The 19,329-nt window shown below is 65.6% G+C and carries 19 protein-coding genes and 1 pseudogene; 10 read left to right on the top strand and 10 right to left on the bottom strand.

Going from position 1 to position 19,329, the window contains the following annotated elements:
* The first annotated feature begins 47 nt into the window (after positions 1 to 47).
* From QA600_RS18370 to gfo6, 3 genes are read left to right on the top strand one after another with little or no spacing between them, the layout of a single operon-like run.
* Positions 48 to 971, top strand: a complete 924-nt coding sequence (locus tag QA600_RS18370) for a hypothetical protein (RefSeq protein WP_278293382.1) — start codon at positions 48 to 50, stop codon at positions 969 to 971.
* Between the two features lie 46 nt (positions 972 to 1,017).
* Positions 1,018 to 1,443 (top strand): universal stress protein, encoded by a 426-nt coding sequence (locus QA600_RS18365; RefSeq protein WP_278293381.1) that lies wholly within the window; start codon positions 1,018 to 1,020, stop codon positions 1,441 to 1,443.
* Between the two features lie 36 nt (positions 1,444 to 1,479).
* Entirely contained in the window at positions 1,480 to 2,550 is a 1,071-nt protein-coding gene (gene gfo6, locus QA600_RS18360) for a D-xylose 1-dehydrogenase Gfo6 (protein WP_278293380.1), read from the top strand.
* Positions 2,551 to 3,216: 666 nt separating this feature from the next.
* Here gfo6 and QA600_RS18355 read toward each other — a convergent pair.
* The 4 genes from QA600_RS18355 to QA600_RS18340 all read right to left on the bottom strand — a co-directional run bounded on the left by QA600_RS18355 (position 3,217) and on the right by QA600_RS18340 (position 5,895).
* Positions 3,217 to 3,984, bottom strand: a complete 768-nt coding sequence (locus tag QA600_RS18355) for an IclR family transcriptional regulator (RefSeq protein ID WP_278293379.1) — start codon at positions 3,982 to 3,984, stop codon at positions 3,217 to 3,219.
* Between the two features lie 60 nt (positions 3,985 to 4,044).
* Positions 4,045 to 4,638 (bottom strand): HD domain-containing protein, encoded by a 594-nt coding sequence (locus QA600_RS18350; RefSeq protein ID WP_278293378.1) that lies wholly within the window; start codon positions 4,636 to 4,638, stop codon positions 4,045 to 4,047.
* 5 nt (positions 4,639 to 4,643) lie between these two features.
* Complete coding sequence (locus tag QA600_RS18345; RefSeq protein WP_278293377.1) at positions 4,644 to 5,366, bottom strand: EthD domain-containing protein; 723 nt, start codon at positions 5,364 to 5,366, stop codon at positions 4,644 to 4,646.
* Positions 5,367 to 5,427: 61 nt separating this feature from the next.
* Positions 5,428 to 5,895, bottom strand: coding sequence for a VOC family protein (locus QA600_RS18340; protein WP_278293376.1), 468 nt, complete (start codon positions 5,893 to 5,895; stop codon positions 5,428 to 5,430).
* Positions 5,896 to 6,013: 118 nt separating this feature from the next.
* On the opposite strand from QA600_RS18340, the gene QA600_RS18335 reads away from it, so the two are divergent.
* The 4 genes from QA600_RS18335 to QA600_RS18320 all read left to right on the top strand — a co-directional run bounded on the left by QA600_RS18335 (position 6,014) and on the right by QA600_RS18320 (position 11,170).
* On the top strand, positions 6,014 to 6,334 hold the full coding sequence (locus QA600_RS18335; protein ID WP_278293375.1) for an EthD family reductase: 321 nt from the start codon (positions 6,014 to 6,016) through the stop codon (positions 6,332 to 6,334).
* Positions 6,331 to 8,031, top strand: a complete 1,701-nt coding sequence (locus QA600_RS18330; RefSeq protein WP_278293374.1) for a thiamine pyrophosphate-binding protein — start codon at positions 6,331 to 6,333, stop codon at positions 8,029 to 8,031. The genes QA600_RS18335 and QA600_RS18330 overlap by 4 nt, the downstream gene beginning before the upstream one ends.
* A gap of 55 nt (positions 8,032 to 8,086) precedes the next feature.
* A complete protein-coding gene (locus tag QA600_RS18325; protein ID WP_278293373.1) occupies positions 8,087 to 9,055 on the top strand; it encodes an NAD(P)-dependent oxidoreductase in 969 nt (322 codons plus the stop codon).
* A gap of 84 nt (positions 9,056 to 9,139) precedes the next feature.
* Positions 9,140 to 11,170: a primary-amine oxidase gene (locus tag QA600_RS18320; RefSeq protein WP_278293372.1), complete on the top strand. Its 2,031-nt coding sequence runs from the start codon at positions 9,140 to 9,142 to the stop codon at positions 11,168 to 11,170.
* Between the two features lie 12 nt (positions 11,171 to 11,182).
* On the opposite strand, the gene QA600_RS18315 is transcribed toward QA600_RS18320, so the two are convergent.
* A complete protein-coding gene (locus QA600_RS18315; protein WP_278293371.1) occupies positions 11,183 to 11,386 on the bottom strand; it encodes a hypothetical protein in 204 nt (67 codons plus the stop codon).
* Positions 11,387 to 11,487: 101 nt separating this feature from the next.
* Between QA600_RS18315 and QA600_RS18310 the strand changes: the two genes are divergently transcribed.
* The 3 genes from QA600_RS18310 to QA600_RS18300 all read left to right on the top strand — a co-directional run bounded on the left by QA600_RS18310 (position 11,488) and on the right by QA600_RS18300 (position 16,631).
* Positions 11,488 to 12,762 carry a M24 family metallopeptidase gene (locus QA600_RS18310; protein WP_278293370.1) on the top strand — a complete coding sequence of 425 codons (1,275 nt, stop codon included), beginning with the start codon at positions 11,488 to 11,490 and terminating at the stop codon, positions 12,760 to 12,762.
* 186 nt (positions 12,763 to 12,948) lie between these two features.
* Positions 12,949 to 13,956: an LLM class flavin-dependent oxidoreductase gene (locus tag QA600_RS18305; RefSeq protein WP_278293369.1), complete on the top strand. Its 1,008-nt coding sequence runs from the start codon at positions 12,949 to 12,951 to the stop codon at positions 13,954 to 13,956.
* 80 nt (positions 13,957 to 14,036) lie between these two features.
* Positions 14,037 to 16,631, top strand: a complete 2,595-nt coding sequence (locus QA600_RS18300) for a penicillin acylase family protein (protein WP_278293368.1) — start codon at positions 14,037 to 14,039, stop codon at positions 16,629 to 16,631.
* Between the two features lie 12 nt (positions 16,632 to 16,643).
* Here QA600_RS18300 and QA600_RS18295 read toward each other — a convergent pair whose 3' ends face one another.
* From QA600_RS18295 to QA600_RS18275, 5 genes and pseudogenes are all read right to left on the bottom strand, one after another.
* Positions 16,644 to 17,030, bottom strand: a complete 387-nt coding sequence (locus tag QA600_RS18295) for a PaaI family thioesterase (protein WP_278293367.1) — start codon at positions 17,028 to 17,030, stop codon at positions 16,644 to 16,646.
* Between the two features lie 68 nt (positions 17,031 to 17,098).
* Entirely contained in the window at positions 17,099 to 18,382 is a 1,284-nt protein-coding gene (gene paaK, locus QA600_RS18290) for a phenylacetate--CoA ligase PaaK (RefSeq protein ID WP_278293366.1), read from the bottom strand.
* A 98-nt stretch (positions 18,383 to 18,480) separates the two neighbouring features.
* Positions 18,481 to 18,651, bottom strand: a complete 171-nt coding sequence (gene paaE, locus QA600_RS18285) for a 1,2-phenylacetyl-CoA epoxidase subunit PaaE (protein ID WP_005556097.1) — start codon at positions 18,649 to 18,651, stop codon at positions 18,481 to 18,483.
* Complete coding sequence (gene paaD, locus QA600_RS18280) at positions 18,648 to 19,067, bottom strand: 1,2-phenylacetyl-CoA epoxidase subunit PaaD (protein WP_278293365.1); 420 nt, start codon at positions 19,065 to 19,067, stop codon at positions 18,648 to 18,650. The genes paaE and paaD overlap by 4 nt, the downstream gene beginning before the upstream one ends.
* Positions 19,064 to 19,329, bottom strand: a pseudogene (locus QA600_RS18275) (phenylacetate-CoA oxygenase subunit PaaI); the annotation flags it as partial. The gene paaD and the pseudogene QA600_RS18275, both read right to left, overlap by 4 nt.

Genomic DNA, 19,329 nt, shown 5'->3' with positions numbered 1-19,329 from the left:
CCCCTCGGCACCGAGTCCGGACTCTCACCCAACCCCGATCCAGAACCATGACTGACGAACTCTACGACCGTATTACGGAGATTCTCGACGAGGCCAGCACCGAGAGCGGAGCGCTCGCCGTTCCGGATGACGACGGCGACGGCGCCGACGACGACCTGCTCGAGCTCTCCGAGGAGGCGGCCGACATCCTCGAGTCGACCGACCCCCGCGAGCTGCTCGAGGCGGTCGGACTGGGCACGCTCGAAGACGGAACCGAACCCGAGACCGTCCCCGAGGCGATCACCAAGGGCGAGCCCGAACGCGTCGAGGAGCTCCGACGGCTGGTCCGGCTCGCGAAGCTCGGCGACCGCGAGGAGGAGGGCGAGCTCGAGACCGCGATCGACGGGCTCCGCGAGGCGACCGAGGAGGGGGACGGCGACGACGAAACGGAGGGACAAAGCGACACCGAAGTCGACGAGGATGACGGTGCCGAGGAGGAGTCGGCAGATGAAGACGACGACGAGTCGGAAGACGGTGACGACGAGCCGGCTGATGACGACGAGGCGGAGGACGACGAGAGTACGACCGACGAACTCGAGGACCGCCTCCGAGACGCCGTAGACTCGTCGGTCGAGGAGTTCGGCGCCGACCTCGAGTCGGTTCGGGAGCAGCTGGCGGCGGCAGCGGGGGCTGACGACGAGGATGACGAAGACGAGGACGGACTCCTCGACTCCGCCGGTGATCTTCTGGACTCCGAGGACGATGCCGACGGAGACGAGGACGATGAAGACGACGGTGGCCTCCTGGACGACGAAGATGACGAAGATGACGAAGACGACGAGGAGGACGACGACGGTCTGCTGGGCTCCGGCGACGACGGACTCGGCTCGAGCGAGTCGTCGCGGTACTCGACGATGGCGCCGCCGCCGAACGAGCGGGCGGATATGAACGCGGTCAAGCGCCACTCGACGATGCCGAAGCGAAACCGGTAGCCGATCGCAGCCGTAGCTCTTTGTCGCTCGCTCGCGTAGATCCAATATGTACGACTCAATACTCGTCGCGACCGACGGCAGCGAGACGGCGTCGGTAGCCGTCGAGCACGCGATCGATCTCGCAGACCGGCTCGAGGCGACGCTGTACGGCGTCGCCGTCCTCGAGACCCGGACCGAGTACGACAACGCCATCGTCGATCCAAACGAGGTTGAGCGCCACCTCCGGGGGCGGGCCGAGGCGTCGCTTGCAACTCTCGAGGAGCGAGCCGAGGCGGCCGGTGTTCCGGTCGAGGCGGCCGTTCGGGTCGGGATCCCACACGAGGAGATCGTCACCTACGCCGACGACTGCGGGGTCGACGCGATCGTCGTCGGCAGCCGCGGACGGTCGGATTTCAAGGGTGCCCTGCTCGGGAGCACCGTCGACGCGGTCGTCAGGCTCGCGACCCGACCGGTGCTCGTCGTCGGCGGGTGAGGAGTTTTATTCCTCCTCCGAGTACCTTTTCCATAGATGCACGACTGGATCGACGGCTACGACGAGCGGGACTGGCAGACGACCGAGGAGGGTATCGTCCGGTACGCACTGATCGGGCTCGGCTGGTGGACGGTCGACGTCGCGATCCCGGCGATCGAGAACTCCGACCTCGGCGAGGTCTCGGTACTCGTGAGCAGTTCGACCGAGAAGGCCGAACGGCTCGCCGAGGAGAACGGCGTCGAGCACGGCATCAGCTACGACCAGTACCACGAGGGGAAAGGCGGCGACGCCTACGACGCCGTCTACGTCGGCACGCCAAACGCCTACCACCTCGAGTACGCCGAGACGGCGGCCGACCTCGGGAAGGCGGTTCTCTGTGAGAAGCCCATGGAGGCGACCGTCGAGCGGGCCGAACGGATGGTCGACGCCTGCGAGGACGGCGACGTTCCCCTGATGATCGCCTACCGAATGCAGACCGAGCCCGCCGTCCGCCGAGCGAGAGAGCTCGTCGAATCGGGTTTCATCGGCGAGCCGGTCTCGGTCTACGGCGCGAACGGCCAGCCGCTGCTCGAGATGAACTCCGATCACGATCAGTGGCGCCTCGATCCGGAGCTCACGGGGTACGGCAGTTCCGTAATGGATCTGGGCATCTACTCGATCAACACGACGCGATACCTGCTCCGGCGTGAGCCCGTGGCAGTCTCTTCGCGGATGACTGCCCATCATGAGGCGTTCGACGACGTGCCCGACGAACGCGCCTCCTCCGCGCTGTTGCTCGAGGACGACGTTCACGTGATCACGACCTCGAGCCAGCGCGCCCACGAGGACACCCACTTGAAACTCACCGGAACCGAGGGAACGATCGAACTCGACCCGGCATTTCACGGTGAGGCGACCCTGCAACTCTCTCGCGGTGATGTCTCCATCGAAATCGAACACGAGGGGTTCGACGCCCAGCGGGAGGTTCGGGAGGTGTTCGACTACTTCGCGGACCGTGTGCTGACCGACGGCGAGATCTACCCCGACGGCCGCCACGGGCTCGCCGATATGCGTATCATCGAGGCGATACACCGGGCGGCTGAGGAGAAGCGATCGGTGGAGCTCTGAGCGCGCCGGCACCACCGATCGGTCGCCTGGACCCCGTAGGACGACGCTGCCGGTTCGATAATTGGTTAATCACCAATTGATTGACTTGGATTTCGAGGACAGAAGATGCACATCTGGCGCAACACTACTGCGCCTTTTCGATTATGTCTTTGCAGCTTTCATACAAGTACTCTATGCTATTCCAGAAGCTGATAGCGAAAATAAAGCGATTTAGAACGGTTTGTTGATTCGGCTCTCTCTGCATATATTCCGGAAAAGCGTACATAAAACGGATAGAATGGACGGTCTGGGAAGAATGATCGCTTCGGTAACTACCCAGTCGACCCACTTCTTGGTCGGTGGTAATTCGAGCAGTAGAGCTATCTCACCGGTTAATACTGTGCTATAGTGATGCTTTATATTGGCAACACTAGTAATGTATAGCATCAGATGTTTCGAACAGTGACAATTGTCAGAACTGATGTACACCGCTCGAGGTGGCGTCACTCCCTTTGCGTTCGAATCATTGAAACAACGAGGAAGGAGATGATTTCGTGCTGTCTCTTCCACTCATCCGCCGGCGGGATATTACAGAGGTATGTTCGTAATGTCTCGCGACACTCGACGGCGTGATCGGTCGCTCGAGCGTAATTCGTTCGAGTAGTTCGAACGCCACACTGCGACGAGTCAGGAGTGAGCGAGGTTGACCTCGATCTCGTTCGTCGCGCCGAGCAGGAGCGCCGGTAGCTCCTCGGTCAACACTTCCCCGCGGAGCCGATTGGCAGGGCCGGCGACGCTGATCGCCGCGACGGCGTCGCCGGAGGCGGATCTGATCGGCGCACCGACCGCGTGGACCCCGCGAACCGACTCCTCGCGGTTGATCGCGTACCCCCGCTCGCGGATCGTCTCGAGACGGTCCCGGAGCGCCGATCGGTCGGTGATTGTCTCGTCGGTCGCCGCCTCGAGCCCGCGTTCCTCGAGGATCGTCCCGATTCGCACTTCGGGCAGGTGCGCGAGGATCGCCTTTCCCGCGGCGAACTGGTGCAGCGGGGTTCGCCTGCCGACTCGAGCGTGGGTCCGCACCGAGTGGCGACCCTCGGCGCCGTAGATGTGGACGCCGACGCCGTGTTCTTCGATCACGCACCAGACCTTCTCGTCGGTCGCCGCGGCGAGCTCGTCGACCTTCGGCTTCGCCGCCTCGAAGACGGGGCACCGGTTCCGGACGTAGGTCCCGTAGTCGAGAAACCACGTTCCGAGGCGATACGCCCCCTTCTCTCGGACGAGGACGCCCCGATCCTCGAGCGTTCGGGCGTGGCGGGATGCGGTGCTCTTCGCGATCCCGAGTTCGTCCGCGATCACCGTCACGCCCGCTTGGTCCCGGCGTTTGAGCAGGGCGACGATCTCGAGGGCGGTCTCGACGGTCTCGACCGGTCTGTGTCCCGGTTCGCTTCCCATACCGGTAGTGGTGAGCGCGCCGACAAAAGTCTGTTCCCGCTATTCGAACGCACCACTCGCTTACGCGGTCTGGGAGTACTCTTCGACCCACTCCTGAAGCGTGATCCCCAACGTCGCCTGCGTGATCGCGTTCGACGACGCCGAGTTCGCGCTCTTGACGAGTTCGGCCTCGAGCGTGCGCGTCGGCACCTCTCCCAGGAAGTGGGGGATCGCCCGCTGAACGGCCAGCGGACAGCCGACCTCGTGGGCCAGCGCGTACCCCGAGATGGAGTGGGGAATCTCCTCGCTGACGTACCGCGGGTCGGGCTCCTCGAGGAGCGCGTCGTCGACGTGGTCCGGGTACTCGTAACACTTCCCGACGTCGTGAAGCAGACAGGCCGCGACGACCGTGTCGATGTCGGTGTCGGCGCCGTGGAACTCCCGCTGTTCGCGAGCACTCTCGAGCGCAATACGAGTGACCCCGCAGACGTGCTCGGCGTTCGTCACTTCGTGGATGTTCCAGGCGTAGGGAATATCGTCGACGTCGCGCCAGCCGCCGCGCTCCAGGCCAAGGGTCCAGGCCTCGACGACCCGCTCCCGAAGGTCGTCGCTCCCGATGCGCTCGAGTTCGGGGAACGCCTCGCGGACCTGTCGCTCGAAGTCGGCGTCCGCCATTTCGATCAGCGCTCTCCCTCGCGTTTGACGAGTCGCTCCCGACCGATGAGACGGGGTCGCTCGTCGATCGCGAGGAAGTTGTCGACGTCCTCGCGGGCCTCCTTCGCGTTCCCCTTCTCGGGGTCGTAGTCACGCGATCCCTCGCTCCCGAGTGCGTCGTACAGTTTCTCGAGATCCTCGAAGTAGAGTTCGGCGACACCGTCGAATTCGGCGTTGTCGGGATCGGTCGGGACGACGGTATTGTACTTCACGACACCGTCGATCTCGCGGGCGATCGGGGTGTGCTCGGTCTGCCAGTAGTCGACGAACGCCTCGTGGCTCATCCCTTCCTTGCGGACGAGGAAGGCGGAGTGTTTGTAGAGGTCGTCCGTGTCGCCGTCGACCTCGTCCTTCTGGACGATCTCCTCGCCGATGAAGCGGGGACGTTCCTCGATCGCGAGGAAGTTGTCGACGTCCTCGCGGGCCTCCTTCGCGTTCCCCTTCTCGGGGTCGTAGTCACGCGACCCCTCGCTCCCGAGTGCGTCGTACAGTTTCTCGAGATCCTCGAAGTAAAGTTCGGCGATCCCATCGAACTCGGCGTGGTCGGGCTCGGTGGGGAGGACCTGCTGGTAGCGCACGACGCCGTCGATCTCGCGGGCGATCGGGGTGTGTTCGGTCTGCCAGTAGTCGACGAACTCCTCGTGGCTCATCCCCTCCTTGCGGACGAGGAGAGCGGCGTGTTTGTACATCGGGTCGGTGGGTTTTTGCTATGGAGTAATAAAGGATGAGGCTCGTGACCGATTGGCAGCCTCAAAGCGGCTTTCCGTCGACGAACAGTGTCTCTCCCGCCGCCCGTGTCTCGGCGTAGCCGTCGTGGTACTCCATCAACTGAAACAGCGCGCCCGTCGGGTTGCTCGGCGGGAGGAACGCCTCCGTCCAGTGGTCGAACTCGGCGCGGTCGACGACCGCGACGTCCCGCTCCCCGAGTGCGGTGACTGCTCGATCGAGGTCGCCGACCTCGAGCGTAACGTGGTGGAGGCCGGGCCCGTTTCGCTCGAGGAACTCGGTCAGAAAGGAGTCGGAGCCGGGTTCGGGGGCGATGAGTTCGAGCCGTGAAGCACCACCTAACACGTACGTCGCCCAGGTGAACGACCCGTACTCGCTTCGCTCCTCGTGGATCTTCTCGCAGCCGAGCGCGAACAGCAGCCCCTCGGCCTCCTCGATCGACTCGACGGCGATCCCGACGTGGTCGACGCGTACCGCTGGCATCTCGGACATACAGGCGACAGTGCGGTCGTCACACATAGCTGTTCGGGCCGCGGAAACGATCGTCACGCCGATCGGGAACGCGTCGCACCGACAGAACGAAGAGAAGGGCTCGCAACAGTACGACTGCATGATCAAACAGGTCGAGTTTCTGGTCCGCGGAGACGAGTACAGCCACGAGGAGTTCGTCGAGTGGTGGCAGGGCGACCACGCCGACCTCGCGCGCGACCTGCCCGGGCTGAAGCGTTACACCACGTCGGTCCCGACGAACCCCGACGCCGTCGAGTACGACGGCGTGCTCGAGCTCGCCTTCGAGGATATGTCGGCGCTCGAGGACGCCTTCGACTCCGAAACGGGCCAAGAGGTGGTGGCCGACGCCGCCGACTACGTCGACTTCGACGCCGGCGAGCGCATGATCGTCGAGGAGACGGTCCACGTCGACGAGGAATGACGACGACCACCACCGCTGCGCTCGTCGAAACCCTCGAGGAACTGGGCGTCGAGTACGTCTTCGGTTACCCCGGCGGGCGCGCGATCGAGCTGCTCGAGCACCTGCCGGAGTCGGAGATCGACCTCGTCCGACCCCGCGACGAGCGCGAGGCGAGCGTGATGGCAGAGATGCACGGCCGACTCACCGGAAACCCGGGGGTGCTCACCGGCCAGGGACCCTGGATCGGCAGTTTGGGGCTGATGGGGCAGCTCGAGGCACGGCTGGGCTCCTCACCAATGGTCGTACTCACCGAGGCCTCCGAACGGGGCGAGTACTCCACGCTCGCACCCTACCAGCAGGCCCGGGGCGATTACGGCGGATTCAGCCTGCCGAGCATTCTGGACGGCGTGAGCAAGGAATGGTGGTTTCCTCGGACGCCGACCGAGACGCTCCGGAGCACGCAACTGGCGTTCAAACACGCCGTCGCGGGCCGTCCCGGTCCCACCGCGGTCATCCTGGACGGGGGTGCGATCACCGACGACGTTCCCCACGACCCGACGCCGGCCGTCTGGGACGCGAGCGCACAGGTCCGGACCTGGGACGCTGCGCCGACTGCGACAGACGTGGCCTCGGCGGCCGAAGCGCTCGAGAACGCGGCCAAGCCCGTAATTGTCGCGGGCAACGGGATCCATGCAGCCCGAGCGTACGACGAGCTCGCTGCGGTCGCCGACGCCTACGACTGCGCCGTCGTCACCTCCTACCTGGGGAAGTCGACGTACCCCGAAACCGACGACCGCGCCGCGGGCGTCATGGGCTCGTTCGGCCACGAGGGTGCCAACCGGGTTGTCAGCGAGGCCGACACGGTGCTCGTCGTCGGCTGTCGACTGAACCCGATGGACACCAACTGGCAGTCGCCCGACTTCGTTCGTCCGGAGGAGCAGACGATCGTCCACGCCGACGTCGACGCCCGCAACGCCGGCTGGGTCTACCCCGCCGACGTGGGACTGATCGGCGATGCGAAAGCGAGCCTCGAGGCGCTCGCCGACGCCGGGAGCGGGGAGAACGACTGGGCGCTCGAGCGCGCCGCCGAGGCTCGGGAGTGGTTCACCGCCCCCGAGTTCGAGGACGACTCGGCCCCGATCAAACCCCAGCGCGCGGCCAAGGAGATCCAGGCCGTCGTCGACGAGGACACCATCGTCACTGCCGATTCCGGTAACAACCGGTTCTGGCTGCTGTACTACCTCCAGACCCCGGCCGTCCGCACCTACTTCGGCAGCGGCGGCGTCGGCGGAATGGGGTGGGCGAACCCAGCCGCGGTGTCGGCGGCGCTGACGACCGACAAAGACGTCATCGCCGTTGCGGGTGACGGCGGCTTCTCGATGACGATGAACAGCGTGGAGACGGCCGTCGAGTACGGCGTCGCGCCGACGTTCGTCGTGCTGAACGACACCAGCCTCGGGATGGTCCGCCAGATGCAACACGAGGACGGCGACATCGCGGGCGTCGAGTTCCACGACACCGACTTCGTGAAGATCGCGGAGGCGTTCGGCGCGATCGGTTGTCGGGTAACTGAACCCGACGAGTTCGCCGACGCGCTGGCCGAGGGGAAAGCCGCCGATACCCCTCACGTCATCGACGTCCGGATCGACCGCGAGGAGGACATGGCGGAGACGCTCTCGTCCTCGTTCTACGACTCGGTCGGGGGGCTCCACGAGTAGCAACGTATCGGACGACCACCAACCTATACGTGAACGATCGACATACTACGGACACATGACCGACGACAACGCGACCGTACTGGTAACCGGCGGAACCGGCTTCATCGGTTCCTACGTGGTACAGGACCTGCTCGAGCACGGCCACGACGTCGTGGCCTACGACCTCTCGACGGACACGGAGATCCTCGAGAATCTCGGCGTCGCCGACGACGTCGCGGTGCGACGGGGTGACGTCTCCGAATCGACCGACGTAATCCGTGCAGTCAAGGAGACCGGAACGACCCACATCGTTCACCTCGCCGCGCTGCTGACGACGACCGCCCGCGAGAACCCCCGGGCGGCGGCCGACGTGAACATTTTGGGGACGAACAACGTCTTCGAGGCGGCCCGCACGCTCGACGATCAAGTCGAGCGCGTCGCCTGGGCCTCCTCGGCGGCGGCCTACGCCCCGCCCCACAACTACGACGCCGAGTGGGTCGACGAGGACGAACTCCTGTATCCGGACACGCTCTACGGCGCGACCAAGGAGTACAACGAACACCAGGCCCGGGTCTACCACGAGGACTACGGACTGGACCACGTCGCCTTGCGGCCGACGGTCGCCTACGGCCCCTACCGCGAGACCGGCGGCTCGGCCTTTCTCGCCAACATCATCGAAAAACCCGCACTCGGCGAGCCCTACAGCGTCGACTACGGCGACCAGGCGATCGACTGGCAACACGTCGAGGACATCGCCCAGGCGTTCCGGAAGGCGGCCTTCACCCCCGAAGCCGAACTCACCCAGCGCGTCTACAACGTCCGCGGCGTACTGGCGACGGTCCGGGAGGCCGCCGAAACCGTCGAATCGATCGTGCCCGACGCCGAGATCAAGGTCTCCGAGGACGGCGAACTCCCCTGGACGCAGAACCTCGACATGACCAAGGCGCAGGCGGATCTGGGCTACGAACCCGCCTACGACCTCGAGTCGGGCTTCCGGAAGTATATCGACGTGTTGCGCGAGGAACACGGACTCGAGCCGGTGTAGCTCCACGCGCGGCCACACCGCGTCCGGTCGGCGACGGCGTCAGGTGCCGGCAACCTATTTATCGGTAGTCGTGCTCCCCACCTCATGGCACTTGAACACACGCCAGCGGCGGATCACCCGCTCGACCCGCTCTCGCCGGAAGAGATAGAGTCGGCGTACGAGATTCTGACCAACGAACGGGAGCTCGGCGACTCGAGTCTCTGTATCAAGATCGAACTGGCCGAACCGGCGAAGGACGAGCTCGCGGCGTACGACGACGACGGCGGCGACGTTCCGGACCGCCGAGCGCGGATCGTCATTAGGGACGGCGCGGAACGGAAGACCATCGAGGCCGTCGTCTCGCCGGACGACGACGCCGTGGTCTCCTGGGAGCACGTCGAGGGCGCCCAGCCCTCGATCGCGATCGAGGAGTTCATCGCCTGCGAGGAGACGGTCAAAGAAAACGAAGAGTGGCAGGCGGCCCTCGAGCGCCGCGGGATCGAGCACACCGAGCGGGCAATGGTCGATCCGTGGTCAGTCGGCCACGAGTTTGTCCCCGAGGGCGTCGATCGGTCGAAGCGGCTAGCCCACGGACTCACGTTTCTCCGGCCGAGCGAGGACGACGGCGACGAGGGGTACGCGAAACCGGTGACCGGCGTCCACACCTTCGTAGACCTGGATCGGATGGAGGTCGTCGAGGTCGTCGACTACGGCCCGCCCAACGACGAGGAGCCGCTGCCGCCGGAGGGGATGGCCTACCGCGAGGACGACGTCGACCTCCGTGACGACCTGACCGCCTACAACGTCGACCAGCCGAACGGACCGAGCTGGAGCGTCGAGGGACAGAAGCTCGAGTGGCAGGGGTGGCACATGCGCGTCGGCTGGACCCAGCGCGAGGGGCTCGTGCTGTACAATATCGGCTACGAGGACGACGGCGAGGTGCGCTCGATCATCGACCGCGCGTCGTGTGCCGAGATGTCCGTGCCCTACGGCACGGCCGACATCAACGACCGGTTCAAGAACGCGATGGACGTCGGCGAGTACAACATCGGCCGGCTTGCGAAGTCGCTGACCAACGGCTGTGACTGTCTTGGCCACATGCACTACTGGGACGCCGTGATGAACACCGCCGGCGGCGACGCGAACGTCCTCGAGAACGCGATCTGTCTCCACGAGGAGGACAACGGCACCCTCTGGGAGCGAAGCGACTGGCGCACCGGCAGCGACGAGGTCCGCAGGCGCCGACGACTGGTCGTCTCGTTCGTCGCCGCGGTCGGCAACTACGACTACATCTTCAACTGGTACTTTTACCAGGACGCCTCGATGGAGGTCGAGGTTCGGCTGACGGGGATCGACAGCGTCTCCGCCGTCGGTCCGGACGACGATCCCTCGGGGTACGGCGAACTCGTCGCGCCGCAGCTCAGCGGCCCGATCCACCAGCACTTCTTCAACTTCCGGCTGGACGTGAACGTCGACGACGGCCCGAACACGCTCTACCGCGTCGAGAACCAGCAGGTCCCGGCCGGGCCGGACGGCCTCGATCCGATGGGCGACGCCGATGACCGCACCCACAACCCCGGCGGGAACGCCTTCTACGCAACACGCGAGAAGCTGGCGAGCGAGACGGCGGCGAAGGAGCTTATCGATCCGCTGAAGGGTCGATACTGGCAGGTCGTCAACCTCGAGGAGACGAACCGGCTCGGGAAGCCGACCGGCTACCGACTGATGCCCGGTGGCAACGTCGAGGCGGCCGTACAGAACGACTCGAGCGTGATGAAACGCTCCGGCTTCATCAAGTACCACCTGTGGGCGACGCCGTTCCGCGAGGACGAACGGTATCCGTCGGGTCGGTACCCGAACCAACACCCCGGCGGCGCGGGGCTCCCGGCCTGGACCGCGGCTGACCGCGACCTCGAGGCGGAGGACCTGGTTCTCTGGTACACGCTCGGCGTGAACCACGTCACCCGTCCGGAGGACTGGCCGATCCTCCCGGTACAGGTCTACAGCTTCAAGCTCCAGCCGGTCAACTTCTTCGAGGAAAGTCCGGCGATCGACGTCCCACCGCAGCACGCGATCGAGGGCCAAGACGTCCCGGGCCACGGCGAGGGTTGCTCGGCTGACGCGGACGACGACTAATCTCGTCGCGACTCAGTCGGGAGCGTCGATCGACGCGTCCTTCCGATCCAGGATGCGGCGGATCTCGTCGCCCTCCAGTAGGTCTACTAGGTCATCGCCGCCGTTTCGGTACGACTCGAGCTGTTCGTCGTCCAGATACTCTTCGATCTCATCGGGTTCGAGGAGCGTCTCGAGCGTGTCGTCGATGTCTTCCGGATCGTATCCTGGTACTGGCATGTGCTACCGCACGACGCCACGGCTCTTATAGTGTGGCCTCCGTGCGCCGCCGGCCGCCCGACAGCGGTACGATTTAGTAGGTTCCCCTGATACGTCAGGCCATGACGTTCCACGAGCGCGACTACATGGAAGGGACGCTGGGAACCCAGGCCGTCGACTGGGAGGAACGGATCGACACCCAGCGGCTGCGCGGGGAGCGCAGGGAGCGGGCTCTCGAGCGCCTCCGAGAGACTGACCTCGGCGCGATGTTGCTCGTCTCCGATCCGAATATTCGATACGTGACCGGGCTGGCGATGACCGGCGGCAGCGGCGCGGATCACTACACGCTGCTCACCGAGGACGGTGATATCGTTCACTGGGACACCGCCGACCACGCGAGCAACCAGCGGGCGAACTGCCCGTGGCTCCACGACATCCGCTACGCCTGTCCCGGGCTGGGCAACGTTCCGCGGGCCTCGGGCAGTCCGTCGGCCCGTCGGTTCCTGCTGTCGACGATGGCCGAAACCGTCTACGAAGCCATGGAGGAGTACGGCGTCGCCGACGAGAAACTCGGCGTCGACGTCGGCAACCGGGGGCTGCTCGAGGCTCTCGAAGAGCACGGCGTCGAGACCGATCCCGAAACGGCGCAGTCGGTGATGGAAGACGCCCGGAAGGTCAAGACCGCCGAGGAGATCGAGTGCCTGCGCCAGGTCGCGGCGATATGTGAGGCCGGCTTCCAGCGGATCAAAGAGTCCGCGAGACCCGGAAAGCGCGAAAACGAGGTCTGGGGCGACGCCGTACAAGAGCTCTGGCGCCACGGCGCGTTCGTCGGCGGGGGGTATCTCACCTCGGGACCGAACACCTGGCCGAAACACCAGGCGAACACCACCGATCGGGCGATCCGACCCGGCGACCTCGTCTACGCCGATTTCTACAATATCGGCTACCTGGGCTACCGATCCTGTTACTACCGCACGTTCTCGATGGGCGAGCCCACCCAGGAACAGCGGGAGGCCTACGAGACCGCTCGAGACAACCTCTACGCCGTCCTCGAGCGGATCGAGCCAGGCGCGACGACCGACGAGATCGCGCAGGGCTTTCCCGACATGGAGGGCGAACATGCCGACTACTACGACGCCGACGAACACTGGCAGCTGACGACCAACCACTGGGCCCACGGGCTCGGCCTCCAGCTGTACGAGGTGCCCCTGATCTGGCGCGGCCTCTCGCCGGACCACCCCATCGAGATCGAGGAGGGGATGACGATGGCCGTCGAGACCCAGGAGCCCGCGGGTCGCCAGGGCGTCCGCGTCGAGGAGATGGTCGTCGTTCGCGAGAACGGTGTCGAGATTCTGAGCCAGTGGCCCGTCGAGGAGATCACCACTATCGACTACTGATCGTTCGAACCGTTCGAGATGAGACTGGTGATCGGTACCGCTCGAGCAGTACGGAGACCATCGAAAACACCACGACAGCCCCTTTCGTGGTGTTCACAGCGACGATAGAAGGTTTCAAACCGAAGTAGCACACGACCACTAGCTGGTTCGCCAACCATTAAGCCGGTTCCCGGTGATGCCGAGAGTATGAAACTCGGGACTGGCCTCTTTACCGCCCAGCAGCGGCCCGACGACGACCGCGAACCGAGCGAACTGTACGACGAGATTCTCGAGTTGACCCGCGAGATCGAGAGCGCGGGCCTGGACAGCGCGTGGGTCTCGGAACACCACTTCGCCGAGGACGGCTACCTTTCGGGAACGATGCCGGCGCTCGGAGCGATGGCCGCCGAGAGCGACGACCTCGAGATCGGCAGCTGCGTCGCGCTCGGACCGCTGTACGACCCGATCCGGCTCGTCGAGGACGCGGCGACGGTCGATCTCCTCTCTGACGGCCGGCTCACGCTCGGACTCGCTATCGGCTCGAACCCCCGCGAGTTCGACGTTTTCGGCGTCCCGCGCGAGGAACGTGCCGAACGGCTCGCGGATCTCGTCCCGTTTCTGCGAGGCGCCTGGAGCGAGGGTGATCTCGAGTACGACGCCGAGTTCCACGACGTTCCGACCGACGTCTCGATCACGCCGAAACCCGCCAGAGGGGACGTCCCGGTCATGCTCGGCGGCGCGGCCAAACCCGCCGTCAGGCGCGCAGCCAGAGTCGGTGACGGCTGGTGTGCGCCGTCCGCACTGTCACTCGAGGGCGTACGAAAGCGCGTCGAGGACATCCGAACCGTTCGAGAGACAGAGGGGCTCGAGGGAGAGTTCACGATCTACGTCCTCCAGCACGGCTGGGTCGGCGACTCCCGCGAGGCGGCCTGGGAGGCGATACGCGACGGCTATTTTTACCTCCAGCGCCGCTACGCGGAGATCTTTTCGGGCGAGTCGGTCGAGGAACTCGACGAGGACCGAAAGCAGGAACTGAAAGAACAGGCGATCTTCGGCACGCCAGAGCAGGTCCGTGAGGAACTCGAGAGCTACCGCGAGGCGCTCGGCGACGATATCCACTTTATCTTCCGGACGTACTACCCCGGCGTCAAGACCGAGGCGACGATCGACTGCGTCCAGCGCCTCGGCGACGAAGTCGCGCCCGAACTCCGGTAGTTGAGTCGACTCCGAACCCTTCAACCAGTAAGAATCTCCGCCATCGGGACGTATATGTCAGCTACCGTGGTTCAAGAGCCATGGTAGCACCACTCAATAGGCGCAGCCTACTGAAAGCGAGCGCCGTGGCTACCGCGGGACAGTTCGTGGGGTCGACGGCGCTGGCCTACGAGGAGGAAGACGGGGTCGAGACCGCCGTTCGGATCAGACGGGACGAGTACGGCGTCCCGCACGTCTACGCGCGCGACGGCCGCGGACCGGAGCCGGTCTTCTACGGCTACGGGTACGCGACGGCTCGGGATCGCCTCTACCAGCTCGAGCTCTATCGGCGATACTACCACGGCACCGTCGCCGCGGTGCTGGGCGAGGAGTGGATCGAGTTCGATCGAGAGGCCCGAATCAACCACGACAGCGCGATTCCGCTGGCCGAACAGATCGAGACGCAACTCGAGGACGAACACCGCGCCGTCTTGCGGGCCTACGCCGACGGGATCAACCGTCACATCGAGGACGTACGCTCTGGCGAGAGCGACCGACCGGGGTTCCACCGCGGGTTCGTCGAACACGACTTCGAACCGGAGCCGTGGGACCCGGTCGACGTTGCGGGGGTCTTCGTCGCGACGATGGCGTTCTTTTCGGGGGTGAACCTCGAGGGGCTGAACGCGGCCGTGCTGGCCGGGCTTGAGGCCGAGTACGACGAGGAGACGGCGTGGGCGCTGTTCGAGGACCTCCAGTGGGGCGACGACCCGGACGCGCCGACGTCCGGCGACGTCCCGAACCCCGGATTCACGCCGCCGACGGCGGCGGCGGGGATCTACGCCGATCGGATCTCGGACGGCGAGACGAACGACGTTAGCAACCGGGTCACCGGGGGCGAGTATCGCCTCTCGAGCGATCCCGCCGGGACGTTCGAGCGCCAGCAGGAGCGACTGGGGACGCTCGTCGACGGTGCGCACGAACTCGGGATTCCGACGACGGTCGGCTCGAACGCGCTCGTGGTCCACGGCGACGTCACCGAGAGCGGGGACCACCTCCTGATGGGTGGTCCACAGATGGAGTTCTCTACGCCCTCGGTCATGTACGAGGTTGGTCTCCACGGCCCCGACTTCGACGTCGCCGGGATCACGGTGACGGGCTACCCGGCCATCATGTTCGGTCACAACGGCGACGGTTCGTTCACGTCGACGGCAGGCATCGACAAGAGCATCCAGACGTTCGTCGAGTCGATCCGAACGGCCGAGGACGGGCCCGCAAAGTACGAGTTCGGCGGCGAGTGGTACGAGATGGACGAGGACGAACAGTGCATCGAGGTCGCCGATGCCGAGGACGTGACTCACACCGTTCGCCGGACCCGCCACGGCGTCGTCACCGACTACGATCCCGACGCCGGCGAAGCGATCGCCCAGACCAGAGCGTTCGACGGCCGGGACATGCGCTGCTTCCGTGCGTTCTACGACGCACAGTTCGCCGACGACGTCGAGAGCTACGGCGAGGCCGCCAGGCAGTGTGACTACGCGCTCAACTTCATGTGGGCCGGCGAGGGCGGCATCGGCTTCTTCCACCTCGGTCGCTACCCCGACTTCGAGTCCGTTCCGTGGGACACCCGGCTGCCGGCCGACGGCACCGAACACGAACTGACCGACGACGACTTCCTGCGAGCAGCCGACGGCGAGGTACCCTACAGCATCAACCCGCCGGTGGGCTACTCCGCCCAGTGGAACAACAAGCCCGCGCCCGACTGGGACAACGGCGACCGCAGCTACTCGTGGGGCGTCGACCACCGCGTCCAGCGCTTCATCAACCTCGTCGAACACGAACTCGAGACGACCGGGTCGGTCAGCTACGACAACCTGAAGCAGATGGTGTACGACACCTCCTTCGTCGACCTGCGGGCGATCCGGTACAAGCCGTTCCTGCTCGAGGCGCTCGACGGTGCGGACCTCTCCGAGACCGAGAGCGAGGCGAAGGCGGCCCTCGAGGCGTGGGACGACTACGGGCAGGCCGACGGCGAGGACTACATGGGAACGTACCCGCCCGGATACACCGTCTTCGACGCGTTCTTCCCGCGGCTGATGGAGCGGACCTTCGCGCCGACGTTCGGCGAGCAGTTCGAGTCCGCGATGACGTTCCTGGACTTCCGGTACGGCCGCGCCACGCTCATGCGAGCGCTCTACCCCGAGGAGACGGCACTCGAGACGGCGGTCGACTACTTCGACGGCGACCGTGACGCCGTGTTCCGCGAGGCGTTCCAGGAGGCCGTCGCCGAACTCGAGGAGGAGTACGGCCTCGACGTCGACGACTGGCGCGCCGACGTCGCGGTCGACGACCTCGAGAACGTCGTCCTGTTCGGGATGCCCGTCGGCGTCGGCGACGCGGGTGAGCTGCCGTTCATGAACCGCGGCACGGAGAACCACTTCGTCCGAATCGGCGACGAGGTCGTCTGTGCCGAGAACGTGTTGCCGCCGGGCAACTCCGGGTACGTCTCGCCCGACGGGGAGCCCGCCCCCCACTACGACGACCAACTCGATCTCTTCCTCGCGTTCGAGTACAAGGAGCTGCTGTTCGAGGACGGTGAGGTCGCCGCCGCGACGGTCGACCAGCGGGTGTTGCGACCCGACGCCGACGGCTGCGATCGCGCGGCCGACCCGAGCGAGTCGGCCTCGGGGACCGACTGACCTGCTCCCCGACTACCCGGTTTTGTAGACGCCGCGGGCGTCCGCGATCAGCGTGTCATCTTTCGCCGCGTAGACCTCGACGTCGACCGTCCCGACGTCGCTGCCACAGCGCACCACGTCGGCCTCGGCGTAGAGGTCGCCCGTCCCCGCGCTGAGGTAGTCGATGCGCATATCGATCGTCGGAACGGGCTGGTCGACCAGCGAGACCAGCGCCGCGCCGCCGACGGTGTCGGCCAGCGTAAACGTGACGCCGCCGTGGGCCATCAGCTCGTCCTCGTTCCAGGAGAGCTCCTCGCGCATCTCGAGGCGACCCTCGGCGTGTCCGTCGGCACACTCGGTAACCTCGATTCCCAGCAGGGACGCGAAGGGCATCCCTTCGAAGAACGCTTCGGTGTCCATGCAACACGGTGCCGAACGAATCGTAATAAAGGTAGCAGGTCAGCCGCAGGATCCGTCTCAACCGTGCGTCAGCGGTGGTCGTAGACGCGTTTGACCTTTCCTACTTCCGTCCGCTCGAGCGTTCCGTACTCGACCACGTCGAGCGAATCGGGCCGGACCGAGAGGGCGTTCTCCAGGCGCTCGAGGACCGCCTCCCGGAGCCGTTCGCGGTCGCCGTCGAACCCCTCCGCAAGCTCGACGGTCAGCGCCAGCCGATCCAGTTCGTCCTCGCGGGAGAGGTCGATCCGGTAGTGGGGCGCCACCGCGTCGAACTCGAGGACGACGTCCTCGATCTGGCTCGGATACAGGTTGACCCCCCGGACGATGAGCAGGTCGTCGGCTCGGCCCGTGACGCTGTCCATTCGCGCCGTCGTCCGGCCACAGGCACATTCCCCGTAGGTGAGCGACGTGAGGTCCCCCGTCCGGTACCGGAGAACGGGGAGTGCCTCCTTCGACAGCGAGGTCAGCACCAGCTCTCCCTCCTCGCCCTCGGGAAGGGTCTCGTCCGTCTGTGGGTCGATTACCTCGGGATAGAAGTGTTCCTCCCAGATATGCATCCCGTCCTGGGCCTCGCGACACTCGACGGCGACGCCGGGACCGATCAGCTCCGAGAGCCCGTAGTTCTCGATTCCGGCCGCGCCGAGGCGGTCCTCGAGTTCCGCTCGCATCGGCTCGGTACAGGGTTCGGCACCGTACAGCACCGTCGACACCGGGAGCTCGCGTGGATCGACGCCCATCTCGTGGGCGGTCTCGGCGAAGTACAGCGCGTACGACGGCGTACAGGCGAGGACGTCGCTCTCGAGGTCGCGGGCGAGTTCGACCTGTCGCTGGGTGTTCCCGCTGCCCGTTGGGATCACCGTCGTGCCGAGTTCTTCAGCACCGCCGTGAAACCCCAGTCCGCCCGTAAAGAGGCCATATCCGTAGGCGTTCTGGACGGTATCTCCCGGTTCGATCCCCGCGGCTTCCATCGACCGAGCCATCACCTCGTCCCACAGCTCGAGGTCGCGCTCGGTGTAGCCGACGATCTTGGGTTTGCCCGTCGTGCCCGACGAGGCGTGGATACGCAGGAGCTCGTCGGCGTCGACGGCGAAGAGGCCGTCGGGATACTCATCGCGGAAGTCCTCTTTCGTCGTGAACGGCAACCGCTCGAGGTCGTCGACTGACTGTATGTCCTCGGGCGAAACTCCAGTCTCGTCCAGTCGATCGCGATAGAACCGGACGTTCTCGTAGGCGTGAGCGACGGTGTCGCGAAGCCGCTCGGACTGCAGCTCCTGGCGCTCCTCGAGGGCGGTTCGCTCGGTAGTGCCTGCCATGGCTCGTCTCGAGTCCACGACACCGAATACCAAAGCTTTGATCCCCGGTCGTCGACGGGCGCGTTCGCTCGCGCTGGGAAAAACGTACGTCGGCTCGACTACTCGAACTTCTCGAAGGGTTGCTCGCAGGCGTTGCAGTAGTGCATCGACCGACAGAGCGACGGCCCTTTCGGGTGTTCACGGACGGTGTCGGTCGACTCGCAGTACGGGCACTCCGCGCCCGCGTCCTCGCCGCTGGTCGTGACGCTCGGGTCTCGGCTCCGTCTCATATGCTTAGTCCGAACTCCCGGAGGTCCGTTTTCCCCTGCTCGGTCACCATCTCGATCGTCCACTCGGGGCTCCAGACGAGGCGCACCTCGGCGTCGTCGACGCCCTCGACGTCGGCCGCCGCCTCCTGGACCTGCTCGGTGAGCATGTCTCTGGCCGGACAGCCCGAGTAGGTCAGCGTCATGTCGACGACCGCGTGTCCGTCCTCGATAGTCACGCCGTAGATCAGCCCGAGGTCGACGATGCTGATCGGCATCTCGGGGTCCTCGATCCCGTAGAGGGCTTCCCAGACGTCGGCCTCGACGCCCGTAGCGTCCTCGCCGGTCGCGGGGAGGTCCTCGACCCCGTCACCCTCTCGGTACTCCGTGTACGCACACGGGGTCGCGTCTCTATCCGGATCCGGCATCTCGCTGCTCATTCTGGTTTGTCCATAATTTTGGTGGTCTCGCTGCGCCCGAGGTCGCGGTACGTGTGGGTGAGGTCGTCGTGAAGGTCGACCCACGCGTCGGTGTGACTCCCGTCCCGGCCGCGCTCCTCGGGGAGCATCTCCTCGGTGATCTCGAAGGTGTCGTCGTCGACCTGCGCGCTGACCGGCAGTTCGAGTTCGAGGGACTCGAGGTAGGGTACCACGATCGAGAGCCACTCCTCGCCCAGTTCCTCGAGGCTCGCGTCCCGCAGTC

Origin of the sequence: Natronococcus sp. A-GB1, assembly GCF_029688845.1 — an archaeon.
Classification (GTDB): Archaea; Halobacteriota; Halobacteria; order Halobacteriales; family Natrialbaceae; genus Natronococcus.
Note: the sequence above shows the minus strand (reverse complement) of the source record. Positions and strands in the feature narration are given on the sequence as shown.